The sequence below is a fragment of the Streptomyces monomycini genome (genome assembly GCF_022271435.1).
Classification (GTDB): domain Bacteria; phylum Actinomycetota; class Actinomycetes; order Streptomycetales; family Streptomycetaceae; genus Streptomyces; species Streptomyces monomycini.
The window spans coordinates 57,925-75,443 of sequence record NZ_JAFIQY010000013.1; the positions used below are offsets into that span (position 1 = coordinate 57,925).

Annotated in this window: 11 protein-coding genes and 1 pseudogene; 5 read left to right on the plus strand and 7 right to left on the minus strand. The window is 70.0% G+C overall.

Going from position 1 to position 17,519, the window contains the following annotated elements:
• The first annotated feature begins 83 nt into the window (after nucleotides 1-83).
• The gene (locus JXZ78_RS17275) at nucleotides 84-1,484 is read left to right on the plus strand and encodes an MFS transporter (protein ID WP_050502465.1); all 1,401 of its coding nucleotides are present in this window, start codon (nucleotides 84-86) and stop codon (nucleotides 1,482-1,484) included.
• Between the two features lie 192 nt (nucleotides 1,485-1,676).
• Here JXZ78_RS17275 and JXZ78_RS17280 read toward each other — a convergent pair whose 3' ends face one another.
• The 4 genes from JXZ78_RS17280 to JXZ78_RS17295 form a co-directional block, all read right to left on the minus strand.
• Nucleotides 1,677-2,468, minus strand: a complete 792-nt coding sequence (locus JXZ78_RS17280) for a spermidine synthase (RefSeq protein ID WP_050502471.1) — start codon at nucleotides 2,466-2,468, stop codon at nucleotides 1,677-1,679.
• Between the two features lie 261 nt (nucleotides 2,469-2,729).
• Complete coding sequence (locus tag JXZ78_RS17285) at nucleotides 2,730-3,572, minus strand: patatin-like phospholipase family protein (protein WP_030020115.1); 843 nt, start codon at nucleotides 3,570-3,572, stop codon at nucleotides 2,730-2,732.
• Between the two features lie 264 nt (nucleotides 3,573-3,836).
• Nucleotides 3,837-5,012: an elongation factor Tu gene (gene tuf, locus JXZ78_RS17290; RefSeq protein WP_030020116.1), complete on the minus strand. Its 1,176-nt coding sequence runs from the start codon at nucleotides 5,010-5,012 to the stop codon at nucleotides 3,837-3,839.
• Nucleotides 5,013-5,135: 123 nt separating this feature from the next.
• Nucleotides 5,136-5,390, minus strand: coding sequence for a hypothetical protein (locus JXZ78_RS17295; RefSeq protein WP_030020117.1), 255 nt, complete (start codon nucleotides 5,388-5,390; stop codon nucleotides 5,136-5,138).
• A 178-nt stretch (nucleotides 5,391-5,568) separates the two neighbouring features.
• Here JXZ78_RS17295 and JXZ78_RS17300 point away from each other — a divergent pair, with 178 nt between their 5' ends.
• The 3 genes from JXZ78_RS17300 to JXZ78_RS17310 all read left to right on the plus strand — a co-directional run bounded on the left by JXZ78_RS17300 (nucleotide 5,569) and on the right by JXZ78_RS17310 (nucleotide 8,445).
• Nucleotides 5,569-6,270 carry a TVP38/TMEM64 family protein gene (locus JXZ78_RS17300; RefSeq protein ID WP_030020118.1) on the plus strand — a complete coding sequence of 234 codons (702 nt, stop codon included), beginning with the start codon at nucleotides 5,569-5,571 and terminating at the stop codon, nucleotides 6,268-6,270.
• 182 nt (nucleotides 6,271-6,452) lie between these two features.
• Nucleotides 6,453-7,340: an undecaprenyl-diphosphate phosphatase gene (locus tag JXZ78_RS17305; RefSeq protein WP_030020119.1), complete on the plus strand. Its 888-nt coding sequence runs from the start codon at nucleotides 6,453-6,455 to the stop codon at nucleotides 7,338-7,340.
• 586 nt (nucleotides 7,341-7,926) lie between these two features.
• The gene (locus JXZ78_RS17310; RefSeq protein WP_050502466.1) at nucleotides 7,927-8,445 is read left to right on the plus strand and encodes a DnaB-like helicase N-terminal domain-containing protein; all 519 of its coding nucleotides are present in this window, start codon (nucleotides 7,927-7,929) and stop codon (nucleotides 8,443-8,445) included.
• 319 nt (nucleotides 8,446-8,764) lie between these two features.
• On the opposite strand, the pseudogene JXZ78_RS17315 reads toward JXZ78_RS17310, so the two are convergent.
• The 3 genes and pseudogenes from JXZ78_RS17315 to JXZ78_RS17325 all read right to left on the minus strand — a co-directional run.
• Nucleotides 8,765-9,259, minus strand: a pseudogene (locus JXZ78_RS17315) (transposase); the annotation flags it as partial.
• A gap of 1,690 nt (nucleotides 9,260-10,949) precedes the next feature.
• Nucleotides 10,950-12,554 carry a S1 family peptidase gene (locus tag JXZ78_RS17320; protein ID WP_238783184.1) on the minus strand — a complete coding sequence of 535 codons (1,605 nt, stop codon included), beginning with the start codon at nucleotides 12,552-12,554 and terminating at the stop codon, nucleotides 10,950-10,952.
• 53 nt (nucleotides 12,555-12,607) lie between these two features.
• Nucleotides 12,608-13,126, minus strand: a complete 519-nt coding sequence (locus JXZ78_RS17325; RefSeq protein ID WP_050503079.1) for a hypothetical protein — start codon at nucleotides 13,124-13,126, stop codon at nucleotides 12,608-12,610.
• 349 nt (nucleotides 13,127-13,475) lie between these two features.
• Here JXZ78_RS17325 and JXZ78_RS17330 point away from each other — a divergent pair, with 349 nt between their 5' ends.
• Entirely contained in the window at nucleotides 13,476-17,519 is a 4,044-nt protein-coding gene (locus JXZ78_RS17330) for a polymorphic toxin-type HINT domain-containing protein (RefSeq protein WP_167745496.1), read from the plus strand.

Here is a 17,519-nt window from a genome sequence, read left to right on the forward strand (position 1 = left end):
TGGCCAGGTCAGCAGCCGCCCGGAGGCGAGCAGAACCCGAATCCCGCGCGGCACGCGGTCCCGTGGCGGACCCGGGAGCGGCCGTGCTGACTCCCCGCGCGGACGACCGCGACGGCACCCGCCGCCGCTTCCGCCGTCCCGCCTGGGCCGGACGCAACTACACCCTGCTGACCAGTGCCGCCGTGGTCGCCAACCTCGGCAGCGCCGGTTCGCTGATCGCGGCGGCGTTCGCGGTGCTCGGCACGGGCGGCTCGGCCACCGACGTCGGCCTGGTGGCCACCGCCCGTACGATCCCGCTCGTCGTCTTCCTGCTGATCGGCGGCGCGGTCGCCGACCGGCTGCCGCGCCACCGCGTCATGGTCGCCGCGAACGCGCTCAACTGTGTCTCGCAGGGCCTCTTCGCCGTCCTGGTCCTGACGGGCGAGGCGCGGCTGTGGCAGATGGCGGTGCTGGCCGCCCTCGGCGGCACCGGGCAGGCGTTCTTCGCGCCGGCCTCCGAGGGGATGGTCCTCTCCAGCGTCTCCGGCGAGCACGCGAGCCGGGCCTTCGCCTTCTTCCGTATGAGCATGAACGGCGCGAACATCGGCGGCGCCGCGCTCGGCGGAGCCCTGGTCGCCGCCGTCGGACCCGGCTGGGTGCTGGCCGTCGACGCCGCCGCCTTCGCCGTCGCGGGCGCGCTGCGCGCCTTCCTCGACGTGCACCACATCCCCGGGCGCGCCCCCACGGCCGGCCTCCTCAAGGACCTCCGCGACGGCTGGCGCGAGGTGATCTCCCGGCCCTGGCTGTGGGCCGTCGTCGGACAGTTCGCCGTCGTCAACGCCGTCGTCGTGGCGGCCGAGGCGGTGTACGGGCCGATGGTCGCCGAGGAACACCTGGGCGGGTCCCGCCCGTGGGGCCTGGCCCTGGCCGCCTTCGGCGCGGGCACGGTCGGCGGCGCGCTGCTCATGATGCGGCTCAAGCCGCGCCGCATCCTGCTCACCGGCATCCTGTGCGTCTTCCCGCTCGCCCTCCCCTCGGCCGCGCTCGCCGTGCCGGTGCCGGTGACCGTCCTCCTCCTGGTGATGTTCGGCACCGGTATCGCGCTCGAAGTGTTCGGCGTGATGTGGATGGTGGCGCTGCACCAGGAGATACCGGAGGAGAAGTTCTCCCGGGTCTCGTCGTACGACTGGTTCGGCTCTCTGGCGATCACTCCGGTGGCCACCGCGCTGGCCGGGCCCGTACAGGACCTCATCGGGCGGACCGCCGCGCTGTGGGGCTGCTCCGCGCTGATCGCGCTGCTGACGGCGGCCGTGCTGTGCGTACCGGATGTCCGCCGGCTGACGCGCCGCCGCCCCGCCGCTGCTTCCGGGCTCTCCGGTTCCGTGAGCGCGGAGACGGGGACGGAGGGGGACGGGCCGGCGGCCCCGGGCGGTGATACGGCGTCCCCGGTCGGCGATACGGTCGCGCCGGCCGGCGGGGGCGGGGCGGGCTCGCCTGCTCGGTAGGGGCGTGCGCTGATCCGGCGTCGGCTGATCCGGCTTCGGCTGATCCGGCTTCGGCTGGTCGGTGAGCGCCGGATCAGTCGATGCCGGATCAGTCGACACCGACTCGGCCGGTGCCGACTCGGCCGATGCGGGTTCCGCCGATACGGGTCCAACCGATGCGGGTCCACCGAAACGGGTCCCACCGAAACGGCTTCAACCGATGCTGAAAGCGCCGTCCGGCGGGCGAGGGGACGGTACGGCCCGCGCGTCCTGCACGGGCGCGGCGTCGCCGATCAGCCGCCGTAGCGCGGCGCCGTGCTCGACCCGCGCGGGGAACACGTCGGCGGCCACGCGCCGGGCCACCTGCGTGAGCGGCAGCTCGACACGGGACGCGGCCAGCACGATGTTGCCGAAGCGGCGGCCGCGGAGCACGGCCGGTTCCGCGATCACGCAGAGGTGGTCGAAGACGGACGCGTAGTTCGCCAGCTGGGCCCGCAGGAAGTCGAAGGGCGCGCTGTCGGCGAGGTTCGCCGCGTAGATCCCGTCCGGACGCAGTACGCGGGCGGCAGCACGCGCGTACTCGACCGAGGCCAGGTGCGCGGGCACCCGAGAGCCCCCGAAGACGTCCGCCACGATCACGTCCGCGCTGTGCTCGGGCGCCGCCTCCAGCGCCGTACGGGCGTCCTCGGCCCGCACCGTGATTCCGCGGTCCGGAGGCAGCGGCAGTTCTTCGGCGACCAGCGCGAGCAGTCCCCGGTCGGCCTCGACGACGTCCTGGCGGGAGCCGGGGCGGGTGACGGCGAGATAGCGCGGCAGGGTCAGCGCTCCGCCGCCGAGATGCAGTACGTCGAGCGGCTCGGCCGGGGCGGCGGCCGCGTCCAGCACGGCCGCGAGCCGGCGCGCGTACTCGAATTCCAGGTCGGTCGGCGCGTCGAGGTCCACGTACGACTGCGGAGCACCATCCACGGTCAGCAGCCAGGCGCGCGGCCGGTCCACGTCCGGCATCAGCTTGGCGGTGCCACAGTCGACGACGCGGGTGACGGGGGTGGGGGTGGGGCCGGAGCCGACGTCGGGGCCCTCGGGGCCGGGGTCCCGATCCGTGACCGGCTCGGCCGCCCGGCCCTCGACCGGCGTTCCCGCTATCTGCTCGGCTGCTTCGTCCACCGTCCCATTGTGCCGGTACGGCGACGCGCGGCGCTCCACCTCGAACCGGCCGCCTGAAACCGCTCGCGCCCCCAGCCTCACCCGGCCCTTCCCCCTCCCTCCTCACTCCCCCCACACCGACAGGACCTCCTTCAGATGAGCCGCTGCCTGGCGGCGTCCGGCGTGGGCCGCGTCGGCACGTTTCGCCGGATCCAGGACGTTACGGCCGAAGGCGGCGCGGGCCGCGCGGTCGGGCACCAGTACGCACACCCGTGCGCCCCGCCGTGCCAGGGCCGCGCCCTGCGCCCGTGCGGTGGCGATGGGCCCGCCACCCGCCGCCACCGGCGCCAGGACGACGACCCGGCCGTATCCTGCGGCGAGGTCCGCGTTGGCGCTGGAGTGCACCCCGCCGTCGATCCACCACTTCTCGCCGATCCGCACCGGCGGCCACACACCGGGCACGGCGCAGCTCGCGCTCACCGCGTCGACCAGGCCCGCCCCGCTCGTGTCGTCGAAGGCCGTCCGCCGCCCGGTCTCCGCGTCCACCGCGGTGATCATCAGCCGACGCGCCGGCCAATCATGGCTGATCAGGCGCCGGGCGACGGCGTCGCGGCGACTGGGGCCCGCGGCCGCGCGGGAGCCCAGCGCGAGGCGTCCCATCCGCGCGCCGAAGTCCACGGCGTCGCGCGAACGCAGCGCCAGATAGGCGAACCGCGCCAGTTCCCGCGTCCCCATGCGCGCCGCGGTCTCGCCCGTGACCGGGGCCAGCTGCCGTGCGAAGAGCTCGTCCGGGGCCAGCCGGCCTGACGTGAGCTGGGCGCCCACGATCGAACCGGCCGAGGTCCCGATGACCGCGTCGGCCGTCGCGAGATCGACGCCGGCCTGGGCGAATCCGGCGAGCATGCCGATTTCCCATCCGATACCGGTGTAGCCTCCGCCGCCCAGTACCAGCGCCGTACCCGTCATCGCGGTCCCCTCTCCGGTTGCGTCCGGGCCGCCCCGGTGCAGCGGTCTCGTACGGCAGTGTGGCAGCCGCGCCGTTCCGGTACCCGGCAGCACCGGTGGGCCTGCGCGGGGGCTGTACTGGTGCGATACGGGCGCGACGTGGGTGCCGTACGGGCGCGGTACGGGTGCCGTACGGGTGCCGTACGGACGCGGCCCTCCTACCGCACCCGTCCACCACACCCGCCCCCGACTACGACCCTGCCCGGCCGGCGGCTGCGGCTACGGCTATGCCTCGGCGACCGTACGGACCGTCCCCGCCGCCACCGTCCTGCCGCCCTCGCGGACGGCGAAGCCCAGCCCGGGCTCCAGCGGGGTGTCGCGCCCCAGCTCGACGGTCATCGTCACCGTCTCGCCGGGCCGGGCGACGCCGCGTTCGCCGAGGTCGATGTCGCCGACCACGTCAGCCGTACGGATGTAGAACTGCGGGCGGTAGCCCGTGGACAGTGGTGTGCGGCGGCCGCCCTCCTCCGTGGACAGCACGTACACCTCGGCGGTGAAGCGCCGGCTCGGCGTCACGCTGCCCGGCGCCGCGACGACGTGCCCCCTGCGCACCTCGTCCCGGTGCAGGCCGCGCAACAGCAGCGCGACATTGTCACCGGCCTGGGCCGTCTCCATCGGTTTCCCGAAGGTCTCCACGCCGGTCACGGTCGTCTCCGTGTCGGCGCCCAGTACCGCCACCCGGTCGCCGACGCGTACCGTGCCGCGCTCGACGGCGCCGGTGACGACGGTGCCGCGACCGGTGATGGTCAGGACGTTCTCCACCGGCAGCAGGAACGGCGCGTCGAGGTACCGCTCCGGCGTCGGCACGTACGTGTCCACCGCGTCGAGCAGCGCCTCGATGGCCTGGCTCCAGCGCGGGTCGCCCTCCAGGGCGCGCAGCCCCGAGACCCGTACGACGGGTACGTGCTCCCCGTCGTACCCGTGCGCCGTCAGCAGCTCACGGACCTCCAGCTCCACCAGGTCGGTCAGCTCGGGGTCGCCCGCGTCCGCCTTGTTCAGCGCGACGACGACGTACCGGACGCCGACCTGCTTGGCGAGCAGGACGTGCTCGGCGGTCTGCGGCATGATCCCGTCGAGCGCGGAGACGACGAGGATCGCGCCGTCGAGCTGCGCCGCGCCGGTGACCATGTTCTTGATGAAGTCGGCGTGGCCCGGCATGTCGACGTGGGCGTAGTGCCGGGTGTCCGTCTCGTACTCGACGTGCGAGATGTTGATGGTGATGCCGCGCGCGGCCTCCTCCGGGGCCCGGTCGATCCGGTCGAAGGGCACGAAGGTGCCGCTGCCCCGCTCGCTGAGCACCTTGGTGATCGCGGCGGTCAGGGTGGTCTTGCCGTGGTCGACGTGGCCCATGGTGCCGATGTTCAGGTGCGGCTTGGTCCGCACGTATGCCGTCTTGGACATGGCTGTTCTTCCTCGCGAAGCACTGCGGTGAATACGGCGGCGTCGGCATGACGTGCCGCCGTGGGAACCCCTGAGCCCCACCGACCCTCCCCCTGCGGGGTCCGCCGGTCGATCCGGAGAGGGTCAGCTTCGCGCGCCGCCGGTCGCGGTGGCGGCAGTGCCTGCCGAGGCCGCGGATGCGGCGGTACCTGCTACGGCGGTGGCCGTAGCGGTGGCGGTGCCTGCTGCGGCGGTGCCGGGAGACGGCACCGTGCCGGTCTCGGCCTGGGCCTCGACCTCGGCCTTGAGCGCGATGATCAGAACCGCGAGCGAGTCGACGGCAGCCTTCGGCGCGTCCGCGACTGCGGACGTGAGCGCGAAGTACGGCTGCCGGAACATGCGCCAAGGATCTCGCGCGGGGCACGCCACGTCGAACGATTTATCAGCGCCCCGAAACCGCCCGCCTCCCCCACTCCCTCCTCCCTCCCTTCCTCCTCCCCACCCCCCTCCACCCCACTTCACCCCGCAGCGGTCACGAATACACCTGCTCGCCACGCTTGTCGGTTACGCTCCCGGGATGCTCGAACCCGCCGCAACGCCCGACGGCCTCGCCGCGCGCTGCACGCGTGTGCTCTTCTCCCCCTGGGCCCGCCTCGCCGTACTCCTCGTCCTGCTCGCCGCCGCGGCGGCCGCGATGATCGTCTGGCAGCCGCAGCGGCTGCTGGCGCACGGCTGGCCGCCCGAGTGGGCCGGCGGCGGCGCCGTAGTGATCTTCGGCCTCGCGTACGGGGTGTGCACCACCGCCTTCGTCCCCCGGCCGGTCCTGAACCTCGCGGCCGGTGCCATCTTCGGCAGCCTGTCCGGCTTCCTGTCGGCCCTGGCCGGTACGGTCCTCGGCGCGGGCCTGGCCTTCGCCCTCGGCCGGCTGCTGGGGCAGGACGCCCTGCGGCCCTTCCTGCGCGCCCGCTGGCTGGCCGCCGCCGACCGGCAGCTCAGCGAACACGGATTCCGCTCCATGCTGGCGATCCGGCTCTTCCCCGGCCTGCCGTTCTGCGCCACCAATTACTGCGCCGCGGTCTCCCGCATGGGCTGGGGCGCGTTCCTGCTGGCCACCACGGTCGGCAGCGTGCCGAACACGGCCGCGTACGTCATCGCCGGCGCGCAGGCCTCGACGCCCACCTCGCCCGCCTTCCTGATCTCCACGGCCTTCATCGCGGTCTCCGGTCTGGCCGCGGTGCTCGTGGCGTGGCGCAAGCGCGCGTCACTCCGGGGGCGTTGACCCGCGGGCGTCCGGAAAGAGCCCTTTGAGCACTCGGACACTTTCGGGCGCTACGCTGCCCTCGACCGGTCACCGATCCCGCCGACCGCACGCACGCATTCCCGTCCCTTCCGCCCTCGTGTCGCCTGACCCGGGTCTCTGCTGGGCAAGCGCTTGATCACCCTCTGGATAGCGTAGCTTCGATGCATTGGTTTGAATCCTTCATCCTCGGCCTGGTCCAAGGGTTGACCGAGTTCCTGCCCATCTCCTCCAGCGCACACCTGCGGCTGACCGCGGCGTTCGCGGGCTGGCACGACCCCGGCGCCGCCTTCACCGCGATCACACAGATCGGTACCGAGGCCGCCGTACTGATCTACTTCCGCAAGGACATCGCGCGGATCGTCTCGACCTGGGCGCGCTCCCTCGTCAACCGCGACCTGCGCCACGACCACGACGCCCAGATGGGGTGGCTGGTCATCGTCGGATCCATCCCGATCGGCGTCCTGGGCATCACCCTGAAGGACGCCATCGAGGGCCCCTTCCGCGATCTGCGCCTGATCGCGACCACCCTCATCGTCATGGGCGTCGTCCTGGGCATCGCGGACCGCCTGGCCGCCCGCGACGAGTCCGGCGGCCGCCACCGCGCCGTCAAACAGCGCAAGACCCTCACCGACCTGAACGTCAAGGACGGCCTGATCTACGGCATCTGCCAAGCCATGGCCCTGATCCCCGGCGTCTCCCGCTCCGGCGCCACCATCAGCGGCGGCCTCCTGATGGGCTACACCCGCGAAGCGGCGGCCCGCTACTCCTTCCTCCTCGCCATCCCCGCCGTACTGGCCTCCGGCGTCTACGAACTCAAGGACGCCTTCGGCAGCGACGCCACCGCAAGCCACGTCTCCTGGGGCCCGACCATCCTGGCCACGGTCATCGCCTTCGTGGTCGGCTACGCCGTCATCGCGTGGTTCATGAAGTTCATCACCACGAAGAGCTTCATGCCCTTCGTCATCTACCGCATCCTGCTCGGCATCGCCCTCTTCGCCCTGGTGGGGGCGGGCGTCCTGAGCCCGCACGCGGGCGAATCGGCAGGCTGAGGAGGCCGTTCCGGGCCCCGGAACCTGACGGTTTCTGCGCTCACCCACCCGCAGAAACCGTCAGATTCCCGTAGCTCCGCGCGGGCGCTTTCCATGGTCGACTCCCATTCCGCTCCCAGTTGACCTTGGCCACCGACCGTCCGAAACGTCTCCGGACCGCTGCTCCGGACCGGCCAGGCGCAGGCGCACCCTGAGATGGGCCGCCCCTCCGCCTCGACGACGTCACCGCGGCCGGCCTGATGCCCGACATCCCTGACACGACGAGGGCACCGGGCTGACCACCTCCTCCCTGCGTCCTCTCGTCCAACGCTGCTCCTGGCCCGGGCCACAGTGGCTTACGCTCACATGATCCGGGCTGACCACGCTCGCCGCACCGTGTGGGAGCACGCCGAACATCTCGCCCCGGCCGCCACCGATGTGTCCCTGCCCGACGCGGCCGCTACCGTCCTCACTGTCGGGTCTCTTCGCCTCGCGCCCCGGCTCCCTGCTCTGGAGCCCCCACACCCACCCGCGGCACGAGGAAGTGCTGGAGGAGGGAGGAGCACTGCTCTCGTGTGCGCCGGCGTAACCCTCCAGGCTCCGGAAGATGCGCTGGCTTCAGCCCGACGACTTCGCCATGCACCTGCACGGGCAGCTCTACGAGTGCCTGACCACACTGGCGTACCGCCGCGAGCCCATCGACGCGGTCACCGTGCTGCCGGAAGCCCAGCACCGGTACCTGCTGCACGCCGACTTCACTCCTGCCGATCTGATCGACCTGCTCGCCACCCCGGTCGGCACGCCCGAACACTGGGGCGAGCAAGTCCTGCGGCTCACCCTGGTCACCCACGCCCGCGCCACCACCCTGGGCATCCAGGCGTTCACCGACGACCCGGCCAACACCCCGCACCAGCTCGCCACCGGCAGCCGCCGCGCCCTGGCCGACCTGACCGCCCTGCGTCCCCTCTGGCAGCGCGCCACCCAGCCCGCCACAGCCTCCCACGCCCCGGCCGTACCCCGCGCCGGACCACTCCCCGACCACCCGCGCGAGCCGATAGCCCACCACCGATCCGACCGAAACCATCACCGAACTCGAGCGCCTGCACGGCGCCGCCGCGCGCCCTGACCCGGCCCCCGCCACCGATGCCGAACAAGCAGCCGCACAGGCCCTGACCCTCACTCGCGAAACGCAGACGGAAAACGAGGTGCAACCGACGCCCCGGACCGTCCCCGTCTACGCCGCCGATGCCGACGACCATGAAGCGCTTCTGGCCGACTTCCTTGACATCCACCGGGACTAGGGGACATACCGCACCTTCCCGGCTGGATCGGCGCGTTGAAGAATTGAGCACGGTGGATGTGTGCCGGTGGCGTATGTTTTGGGAATTCGAGAACTTTCGGGTGCTGGTGTATCAGGTACTTCCGACGCAGGCCCCGTTTCACGGTTACTGAGGTTGTGGGCATGATGTCGTCAGGGTGAGTCGGGTTGCGGCGAGGCATCCGTCGATGACGTCGCTGCGGTACTGCAGATCGCGGAGGCGATGTCGCAGGGTGCGGATCAGGTGGTCGGGGTCGTTGAATGCGGTGTTGCACTGACCGGTCCGTCGGCTCGACCGGGTTCAGATCCGGTGCGTGGGGCGGCAACTGGAAGCATGTGATCCAGTCCCGAGCGGCGATGAAGTCCCCCTGGATGGTGGTCCCGGTGCACGTTCAAGTTGTCCCGTACGAGCACGAGCGGTGCGTTGAGCTGGTGGTAGGCGGCGGTCAGCAGGTCGTGGTAATCGGTCCAGGTCAAGCTGCGCTGGCCGCCCCGCTTGTGGTCCACGTGCCGGTCGGGCAGAAAAATCATTCGGGAGCATTCGCCGACTCTGTAGCAGACCAGGGCAGATAGAGAAGCGGCGCTGGGACCGGCCGTGAACCCGGACCACCGGTTTACGTCCAGATCACCTGGTCTCGTCTACGCCCACACCGGGAGGGCGGAGAACGCGTGGAAGCCAGCCCCCTGGCCTTCGCGGCCAGAGAGCGGATGGTCTGGGAACGGTGGAGGTGGCAGTAGAGATGCCTTCGGCCTACGTCGCGGGCCTGGAGGGCAGTGGTGGACAGCCCGAGCGGTGCGCACGTCAGGCCACTGGGTGACCACGAGCGGGCGGCCACACCTTGAGATTCCCGAAATCCACGACCACTGGCCCGGTTCACGGCACTACGGTCTGATCCACCCGCCGCACACCCCCAAGGTGCGGGTCGCACCTCACCCCTCCGACACGCTCAACTCGACAGGGAACGCGCCTGGAACGACGACACAACCGTCGCCAAGTCACGAATCCCTCACCTGGCGCGCCGCATTCACCCACGACGCCGCACCCAAGGACACGGCCTGGTCTTCGACACCTACAGCTCCCCCGTCGGCGAGCGCCTCTGGCACGCCACCGCCACCACCCGTACACCCGCGGCACTCATCCGTCTCCTGCTCGACACCTCGCCTCCCCGGATGCGCACCGCCCCGGGCCCGGCCAGCTTCTACTCCGGCACGCAGCTCTTATCCCAGTTATCCGCCGACCGCACCGACCTGTACCAACGGCCGGTCGCACTGTGCGCTAGGTGCTGCCCGGTATCGTCACCTCCGCCACCCGTTCCCGGGTATCCTTCAGCAACCGGTGGGACCGGTCAGCGGCATGCAGGAAGGCCTGATGGGCCGGGCCACGTCCGGCACTCGGAGTCAACCGGACCTGATCATTGCGCGATAGCCAGGGCACAGGCCAGCCCGAAGACTGTATGGATGTCCGCCGTCTCCAATCCCATGGAACCTAGGCGAGCCACTGATCAGTGAGGGCGACGAGCAGGAGCCCGCCCGTCAGCGCCAGCACAGCCATGATGAAGGCGCAGACGGCCACCCTGGCCCTCTGCGACAGGGGACGATCCCACCAAGCCAGTGGGGGCTCGGAACGCAAAGCACGACATTCCCATCAACTAAACGGCAGCCGGGAGGCGTTCGATGCCACCGAGCGCCTCCCGGCGCTTTGTATCAGCGGCCCCCGGTCAGTCAGACCGAAAAGCTACCGCATCATTGGAAGTCCACCGCCACTTCTGCCCCGCCGTCGAAGGGCAGCCGACACCAGACCTGCCCACAGCTTCATCCGCGGCCAGGAAAGACGCCCTGCAGCGTCTCGCGCTACGCTGCGGCGTAGCTGAGACGGAACAGGCTCCGGGCCCGCTCCAGGCGCAGCTGGACCTCCGGATCGTCGGCGCCGTGGTGGCCCAGCGCGGCAGAGATGGACAGCCATGTGGAAGCCGCAGCGGTCTACGAGATCGCGCCTACGACGACCGCAGACTCCGAGGTTTCACCAGGCCGACCAAACGCATCAGCGGCAACCTGCACGAACGCGGCCTCATCCCGGACACCGCGGTCCCCGTCCTCACCACCGAGTACCGGAACGGACCGGGCCGCGCCTCCGGCTTCCGCATCCGCCCCGCCTCCCCTCTTCAACGACGCGACGGACGACGACGATTCGACACCCGGTTCCGTGCCGAATGACACCTCCGCCAGGCGGCGGGAGCTGGAAAGGCGAAAGGCCCGGCCGTCCCGCACCCCGTACTGCGGGCAAGACGGCCGGACCCGATCACTGACGCGGCTCAGCCTACGATCTTAACCCCGCCGTGCAAGCCCTTGGCGTCGACTCCCGGGTACATGCTCAGCGAGCCGTCCGCCCAGCGCACCATGACGTCGTTGGGCCGCTCATTGGCCACGAAGGCACCAGCACCGATCACGGTCGCCTTGAGCCAGTCGGACTGCATCGGCCGGATCTGTGTCTCACCGTGCAGGCCCGCCGCGTCGACACCCGGGTAGATGGTGGCCTCACCGTCGGACCAGCGCACCAACAGGTCCGCAGTCTTCTTGCCGGTGAACTCGCCTGAGGTGACCTGAGTAGCGTGCGGCCAGGTGGTGTTGGGCTTGACCAGCGTCTTCTCCGCGGCCGGCTTGACGCCGTTGGTGTCCAGGTCGGGGTGGAGCGTGACATGACCGTCATCCCACACGACCGCCAGGTCGTCGCGCCCCGCATTGGCCGTGAAGCGGCCGGCGGTAATCTGCGCGGCGTGGCCCCACACTTTGTTGTTGGCCGGGGCGAGCTGCTTCTCGCCGTGGAAGCCCTTCTTGTCGACGTGGGTGTACTGGGTCAGCTCACCGTCGCTCCAGCGCACCACCAGGCCGTCCGAGCCGTTGCCGAAGCTGGCTCCGGTGATCCCCCGCGCGTAGTCCCAGGTGCTCCTCTTGGCGGTGGTGTTGGGCGCCGCGAGCTGGTACTCGGCGACGAAGGGGTGCTTGGCGTCCTTGTCGTCCGCGCCCTGGTAGAGGGTCATCTCGGCGTCGGCCCAGCGCACGATCATGTCCATGTGCCGGGTGCCACCGGCCGAACCGCCGGTGAAGTAACCCGTGGCGATGTGGGTGGCCTTGCCCCACGGCGCAGAGGCGAAGACCGGCCCGTAAGCGACCTTCTGCACCCAGGTGCTGACGTCGTCCACCCGGGCCGACACAGCGTCCGTACGGGTCTCAGCCACGTCCGTACCCAAGCACCCGCCCTGCGCGGAGACGCCGTTCACGCCGACCAGCTCGACCCGGCCAGCTTGCTCCCGCAGCGCCGGACCACCGGTGTCGCCCTTGCAGACCGCCGCGTCCTTGCCGGTCACGCCCAGCTTCCCAGCCTGGACCGAGCCGACTGTGAACGTGCCCGCGTGCAGCTTGTCGGGGACCCACTCGGTCTTGGTACGACCGAAGCCGAGGACCTTCAGCTCCTCGCCCTGCGCCGGCGCGGCCGAGCCAACCGCCACCGGAGTCACGCCGCTGACCGGCTTGGCCAGCTTCGCCATCACCAGGTCACGCCCGGCGTACGGCACCAGTTCACTGACCTCGGAGACCGCACCACCCGAGGCGGGCAGGTCCGTACGGCCCACGGTCACCGTCGTCTTCCACTTCGGCGCACCTTCGGCAACTCGCGGGTCGTCCGGGTTGTCCGAGAAGCAACTGGCGGCGGTGATCACCCACTGCCGCTCCACCAACGCGCCCGAGCAGCCACGCTGGCCATTGCCGATGTCCAGCTTGGCGGCGAACGTGTAGGCACCGGAGACGGCGGCCGGGGTACTAGATACGGCGTACGCGGTGGCGGTTGTCAGCGTGCCCGCCGCGACAGTGGTGATGAGGATTCCCGCGAGCAATCCGGCGCGGGCACGAGTGCTAAACATATTCTCTTTTCTCAATTCCCCGTGACTTCGAATCGGTTCGTTAACCGGGCAACTCAGCCGTTAACGTTGAGTTCGATCAGCACGGCGGGCTTACCGCCGGAACCGACATCCGCGATACCCACCGGGGTTACCTGGTTAGCACCACCGGGAGTATCTACGATCTTGGTCTTGCCGTCCGTGGTGACCTTGGCGTGTACGACCTGGTTCTCGGTCCAGATGCCGGTGACATCGGGAACCTGCATCGAGAGGTTGCCCTTTTTCCCGGTCACCTTGAAGCAGTAAGCGACCGTGTCGAACTGCTTGTTGGCCTCGACCTTGATCTTCCAGTCCTTGGCCGCGCACTCGACCAGAAGGATGTGACCATCACCCTTGACGAGCTTCACGCCCTTGTCCTGCAGGATCGCTTCCGCGCCCGGGTACGTGAAGTCCTCGACCGCGGACGACAGCACGCCACCGACGGCGACGGCGGGCTGTGGAATGGCCTGGGCCGCGGCAAGGCCGCCGAACCCGGCTACGACGGCGGCAGCGGCGAGGACGCCGACAGCCCGCTTTCCGCGTACGCGAAGTATCAACGCAGTTCCTTCCAGAAGTCTTGGGGGCGATGGCATAAGGCCGCATAAGCGCCCATCCAAGGGAGGACGGGAATGTACCACCGGAACACTCCGGGCGGAAACGCCGCCCGCGAGTCAGGTCACAGTATGGAGACGGTCATTGATCGCGTACGACTTAGCCAACTTCGGCATCGACAGCGGCGGCGTTATCTGGCCACACTTTTCAGCCAGGACCCCGGACCGGGCCGCTTTTGCGGCCTCAACACGATGGACCGAACCGTTCGGGGCGTTATGCTCACCGCGCCCTACTGCGCCATGGCAGGCGCAACTAGTTCGAGAGGCATACTCGGTGAGACAAAGAGCCTTCCTCGTGAAGGTGAAAAGAAAGTGGACGCACGCCTCACGCGTGGTGATCCTCGGCTCCCTTCCCCTGGCGCTCGTCGCGGGGTCCCTGGCCACCGCACCTGTCTTCGCGGCCGACACGGACGACGAATCAGGTACGACGACGATCACCGACCGTGGTCGGATCGTCGAGTTCTGGAAGGCCGGCGGGCCGGGTGTCAAGGCGGCCGCCGAAGCTGCCCTGCTCGGTTCCGACGACGACGTCCAGCGGTTCCTGACGGACGTACGGATACGCGCCCAGGCCCAGGACGACCGCTTGGAAGGCCTGAAGATCCACTCTTTGGGCGGCGTCAATGTGCAGGCTGCGGCCGAGAAGGCGTTGAGCGGCAGCCGTGAGGAGTTGGAGGCGTTCCTCAAGGACGGCTGGGAGAAACCGCTGGCAGCCGATCAGCGCATTCAGGCCCTCCAGGCAGTCAGCAACGGCGGGCGCAACGTTCAGGAAGCCGCCAAGGTCGCGCTCAACGGCACGCCCGACGATGTCCGGGCATTCGTCAACGGGGGACGCGCCACCGCCGAACGGGCGGACGACCGGATTCGGGTGCTGCAACTCCTGAGCACCGGCGGCCCTGCGACCAAGGAAGCTGCCAAAGTCGCACTGTCCGGCAGCGCGGACGACATCAAGGAGTTCCTCAACGTCGGTCAGGACGTGGCGGCCTCCCGTGACCAGGAGCTCGCCACCGTCGAGCAGTTGGCCGAGCGGGCCAAAGAAGCCGGTGACCGGGCCAAGCGGGAGACGGACGCTGCCAAGGAAGCCTCCGACCGCGCGGTGACCGCCTCCGCGCTGGCCAAGAAGGCTGCGGAGAAGGCGGCCAACGAGACCGCCGCGGCCAAGAAGAACAGCCTGGAGGCGGCGACCGCTGCCAACGAGGCCGCCGAGGCCGCCCGGGGCGCCGCCCGCGCCGCCCAGCAGGCCATCAATGCCGCGGCACGGGCCAACGCCGCCGCACGGGTGGCCGCCAACGCCGCTTCCCGCGCGGCGGCCGCCGCGGCGGGCGCGGCCAACGCCGCCGCACGGGCCAACAGTGCCGCCGCCGACGCGGCCAACGATGCCTCCAAGGCGTCCGCCGCCCGCAAGGCGGCTGAGACGGCCCGCGATGCGGCCAAGGGAGCCAAGAAGGCGGCCCAGGCCGCCGACCAGGCGAAGGTGGCGGCGACCGAGGCCGGTAAGGCCGCCTCCGCGTCCCTGAATGCCAGTGCCAACGCCGACGCCGCGGCCACCGCCGCCGGTCAGGCCAGCGGCTACGCCGACGCGGCTGGGGTCGCCTCGGCCGAGTCCCGCGCGGCCGCCGCTCAGGCCCGCCGACACGCCGCAGAGGCCACCCGCGCCGCCAACGCCGCCACAGCCCTGGCACGGCAGTCCGCAGACGCTGCGGAGCGGGCTCGCAACGCCGCCAACAAGGCGGCCGAGCACGCCGAGCGGGCGGCCGATGCCGCCGAGGAAGCGGCCAAGCATGCAGGTGAGGCTGACAAGGCAGCCGGCCAGGCCGAAGCTCACGCGAAGGCTGCCCATATCGCCGCGGATGCCGCCACCGATGCGGTGAAGCAGGCCGGCATCACCCACCAACTGGCCGCCAAGGCGGAGGCCGAGGGCCTGGCCATCCGCACCGCGGACGCCGTCGAGAAGGCCACGGACCTCAAGGAGGAGGACGACCGCCGCAAGGCCGAGGAAGCCGCCGCCTCCAAAGAGTTCCAGGCGCTGAACAGCGAGGCCGACAAGCTCGCCACCGAGGCCGCGGGCCCCGGCACACCCGTCGACCAGATCGTCGCCCAGGGCCGCAAGGTCGCGTTGCGCGCGCTGAAGAACCGTGGCCCGTGGAGCCAGGCGGCAGCTGAAGGCGCGCTGGCCGGTTCGGACCAGATGGTGGTCGCCTACATACGTACCCACCGGAAGGAAGCTACCGCGCAGGACGAGTACGCCCGGGTCGAGCGGCTCGCCGACGAAGGCATCTCGGAAGGGGTGCGGCAAGCCGCCGAGAAGGCACTGACCGGCGGTGCCGAGGCCATCAGCGCGTTTCTGCGCACCGGCCAGCACGAAGCCGCGAAGAGCGAGTACCGGGTCCGGGCGTTGCGGTCCAACAGCACCGGTGGCACCCAGGTCAAGGAAGCCGCCAAGGCCGCACTGAACGACGGCTCGCCCGAGAAACTGCGGGCCTTCCTCGACCAAGGCCAGTACACCGCCCGCGCCGCGGACGAGCGGGTGGCCGCCCTTCAGTTGATCAGCACCGGTGGTCCGGAAACCAAGGCCGCCGCCAAGATCGCACTGGCCGGCCCGCAACAGGTGCTGCACACCTTCGTCGAAGCCGGCCAGTACATGGCCCGCCGCAAGGACAACCTGGCCGCCGCCCACAGCGCACAGATCGACCGTCTGATAGCCGGTGCCGCTTCGGTGGCCGCCACGGCGCAGCAGAACGCCCGCCTGGCGGATGAGCAGGCCGCCCGGGCTCGCAAGGCCGCGGACAAGGCCGAGGAGTACAAGAAGCAGGCCAAGGAGTCTGCCGACGAGGCCAAGAAGTACGCCGACCAGGCCAAGAGGTCCGCGGAACGCGCCGAAGCCTCCGCCCGCCAGGCAGCCGAATCCGCAAAGCGGGCACGCGAGGCCGAGGCAAGCGCACACACGGCGGCACTTCGTGCCCAGGCATCCGCAATTCGCGCCGAGAACTCGGCCGAACAGGCGCGCGGTTCCGCTGCCGACGCGCGGGCTGCCGCGGATCGGGCTCAGGCCGACGCTGTGGCGGCAGGCAAGGACGCTGACGCGGCTACCAAGGCCTACGACGATGCCCACAGCGCTTATATGACCAAGAAGCACGCAGAGGAGGAGGCGGCGCGCCGCGACGCGGAACAGACGCGCATCAAGGAGATCGAAGCCGACGATGCCGCGCTGGAGGCAGCAGACGCGGAAGAGGAGGACGGAGAGGACTTCACCTGGAACGACGGCCTCAAGCTGTTCCTCGACGCTGTCGGCAGTACCTCCATTCCCGGGCTCAGCAATGCCGCCAACGGCATCAATTGCGGCCTGTACATGAAGGACGGGGAGTACCTCGACGCCGCGACGTCCTGCGTCGCCGCGGGAACGGGTGCTGGGTTCGTCAACGCGGGCAAGGCCGGCAAGGGCATGTCCAAGCTCTGGGGTTTCGTCAAGAAGTCTTTTGGTCGCGGCAAGAGGCGGCCCGACGACTGCCCGACGAAGAACAGCTTCGCACCCGGTACGCCCGTGCTGATGGGCGACAGGACCACCAAGCCGATCAAGAACATCATGATCGGTGACAAGGTGGTCGCCACAGACCCGGCGACCGGCCGAACAGAGGCACGACCGGTCGACGACGTCATCGTGGGGTACGGTGAGAAGCATCTGGTGGAACTCGTGGTCGACACCGACGGGACCCGGGGCAACGCCACCGGCACCATCACCGCTACGGACAACCATCCCTTCTGGACGGGCGACCGCAAGGCATGGTCCCCGGCCGGCGAGATCAAGCCGGGCACCACACTACGGACTGCGAACGGCTCGTGGGTCAAGGTCATTCACGTCCACGCTTGGGACGCACTCCAGCAGGTTTACAACCTCACCGTGAACGGTATCCACACCTTCTACCCGCTCGTTGGCGAAGCGCCCGTGCTGGTGCACAACTGCGGCGACCTCGACAAGGACGAGGGGATTTACGGAGCCCACGCCAAGTCGCATCTCGACAGGTCCGATGACGACATCAGAAGGCGGGCACCGCTAACGGACTCAGGTTACGCTTCCACCATAGATGGAAGTAGGGCTCAGGACCTGATCAATGCGACGTTGAAAGAAGGAAAACTCAGCCCTAACGAGTGGGCACAGAAGAATCATGCACACGGCCTCAAACGGATCTGGAAAAAGAAGTTCGACGCACCGATCGGCCGTGTAGCACACAAGAGCGGAGAGGTTAAAGACGCTTATACGCTCGAAGTGATCGTGCTACGTATTGAGCAGAAGGGAAGTGGCCACAAGGGAGGATGGGTCGTGCACACAATCAAGGCTAGTTAG

Coding starts and splice junctions, on each gene's coding strand:
- JXZ78_RS17285 (WP_030020115.1), bottom strand. CDS start 3,572: ATGACGGGTACGGCGCTGGTACTGGGCGGCGGAGGCTACACCGGTATC.
- JXZ78_RS17300 (WP_030020118.1), top strand. CDS start 5,569: ATGCTCGAACCCGCCGCAACGCCCGACGGCCTCGCCGCGCGCTGCACG.
- JXZ78_RS17320 (WP_238783184.1), bottom strand. CDS start 12,554: ATGTTTAGCACTCGTGCCCGCGCCGGATTGCTCGCGGGAATCCTCATC.
- JXZ78_RS17280 (WP_050502471.1), bottom strand. CDS start 2,468: ATGCCGGACGTGGACCGGCCGCGCGCCTGGCTGCTGACCGTGGATGGT.
- JXZ78_RS17295 (WP_030020117.1), bottom strand. CDS start 5,390: ATGTTCCGGCAGCCGTACTTCGCGCTCACGTCCGCAGTCGCGGACGCG.
- tuf (WP_030020116.1), bottom strand. CDS start 5,012: ATGTCCAAGACGGCATACGTGCGGACCAAGCCGCACCTGAACATCGGC.
- JXZ78_RS17305 (WP_030020119.1), top strand. CDS start 6,453: ATGCATTGGTTTGAATCCTTCATCCTCGGCCTGGTCCAAGGGTTGACC.
- JXZ78_RS17310 (WP_050502466.1), top strand. CDS start 7,927: ATGCGCTGGCTTCAGCCCGACGACTTCGCCATGCACCTGCACGGGCAG.